The 1,873-nt window shown below is 73.7% G+C and carries 2 protein-coding genes; both read left to right on the top strand.

Annotated features, from left to right (window positions below; translation table 11 throughout):
- A partial coding sequence (locus E1298_RS46585) for a CAP domain-containing protein (RefSeq protein ID WP_131903755.1) occupies nt 1-511 on the top strand: 511 nt, incomplete at its 5' end.
- Nucleotides 512-623: 112 nt separating this feature from the next.
- The gene (locus E1298_RS46580) at nt 624-1,733 is read left to right on the top strand and encodes a hypothetical protein (protein ID WP_131903754.1); all 1,110 of its coding nucleotides are present in this window, start codon (nt 624-626) and stop codon (nt 1,731-1,733) included.
- The last annotated feature ends 140 nt before the right edge of the window (nt 1,734-1,873 follow it).

The raw sequence follows: 1,873 nt of genomic DNA, 5'->3' as shown, positions 1-1,873 counted from the left end.
CACCCCCACCGGGGAGACCCCGCCGCTGAGGACGGTGCGCCCTCCCCTGCGCCCGTCCGTCCAGCCGTCCGAGACGAGGACACCGCCGTCCAAGGGCAGGCCGCCGCATGGCCGCGCCCCGGGCTCCACCCGGTCCGGCCCCGAGGCGGCCGTCACCGAGCTCACCAACGCCGAACGGGCCAAGGCGGGCTGCAAGGCCCTGCGCGCCGACGCGCGGCTCGCCACCGCCGCCCGCAGGCACTCCGAGGACATGGCCGCCAACGGCTACTTCGACCACACCTCCCGCAACGGCGACAGCCCCTGGAAGCGGATGGAGGACGCCGGGTACCCGAACCCCGGCGCGGAGAACATCGCCAAGGGCTACGCGACCGCCGCCGCCGTCGTGGCGGGCTGGATGAAAAGCCCTGGCCACCGCGCCAACATCCTGAACTGCGACCTGCGCGCCATCGGCGTCGGCACGGCCGACGGGCCCGGCGGCCCCCTGTGGACCCAGGACTTCGGCTGGACGTGACCCGGCCCTCACCTCGGCGTTCGGCAAACCACCGGCGCCCGGTTCGCCCCCATGTCATGGTGGGTGTTCCGAAGGTCCAGAGCCCTGAACGAGGAACGGTAAGGTCCAAGCCATGGGTTATCCGGGCGATCAAGGCAAGCCCGGCGGCTGGCCCACCCCGCAGCCGCCGCAAGCTCCGTACGGTCCCGGAGCCGGAAGGCCAGAGGCGGCACCGTACGGCAACGACAACGACGAGACCCCCTTCGCCGCGCGCGACGAGGGCCACGGCGGGCAGCCCCCCGGCGGACCGTCCCCCTCGGGCACCGACCCGTTCGGCGCCCTCGGCGGGCCGCCGGGCCCGACCGGCTGGGGCGACGAGCCCGTCGCCGGGCAGGCGCCGGACGAGGACCCCTTCGCGGCGCCGATGGACGGCGGCTTCGGCGGCACGCCGCCCGGCCCGCCGGGCCCCGCCGGCCCGCCCGGCCCGTCCGACGGACTGGTCGCGCCCGAGCGGCGCCGCAACCTCCCTCTGATCATCGGCGGCGCGGTCGCCGCCGGCCTGGTCCTCATCGGCGGCGGCGTCGGCCTGTCGTCGGTGCTCAAGGACGACTCCAAGCCCAAGGCCGCCGAACCGTCCCCGACCGTGTCGACGCCGCAGCCCAAGCCCAGCCCCGCCGTCGCGCCCCTGGACCCGGTGAAGCTCAAGAGCCGCTCGACCGATCCCAAGGCGCTGACGCTCAGCGAGGTCTTCGGCAAGGCGACGTTCAAGGGCGGCAAGCAGAAGTACGTGCGGACGGCCGTGAACGCCAAGCGCGGCTGCACCGGCGTCGTCGGCGGCGTCACGCTGACCAAGGCGCTCAAGAAGGGCGGCTGCGCGCAGGCGCTCCGCGCCACCTACGCCCTCGGCACCGGCAAGCTCATCGGCACCGTCGGCGTCCTCAACCTCAGGACCGAGGCCGCCGCCAAGCAGGCGGTGAAGGCCGCCGGCGCCAAGGACGCGTTCCTTCAGGCGCTGCCCGGCAAGGGCGTCTCCAAGAACAACGGCAAGGGCGAGGCCCTCGGCACGTCCGAGGCCTTCGGCCACTACGTCATCATGACGTGGGTCCAGCGGCCGGACGGCAAGAAGATCGAGGCGAAGTACCACGCCACCGTCCGCGCGTTCGGGACGCAGATCGTCAAGGGCAGCGGCCTGTCGCTGGCCCTGCACTACAGGGAAACCGAAGGCAAGCCTCTCCAAAAGTGACCGGTTTGAATACGCTGTCTGCTTATGTCTGGACCTAGAGACACCCGGGAGCCCGCAGAGGAGGCGGGGACGCAGGCCGTTCCCGCCTCCCCGGCACCGCCCAGCTTCGGCGGCGCGGACTCCCCGGCCGAGGCGCCCCC

It is taken from the genome of Actinomadura rubrisoli, assembly GCF_004349215.1.
Taxonomy (GTDB): Bacteria; Actinomycetota; Actinomycetes; order Streptosporangiales; family Streptosporangiaceae; genus Spirillospora; species Spirillospora rubrisoli.
Note: the sequence above shows the minus strand (reverse complement) of the source record. Positions and strands in the feature narration are given on the sequence as shown.

Bases quoted from the DNA above. Each gene is read 5' to 3' on its own strand.
- E1298_RS46580 (WP_131903754.1), top strand. From the start codon at position 624: ATGGGTTATCCGGGCGATCAAGGCAAGCCCGGCGGCTGGCCCACCCCG.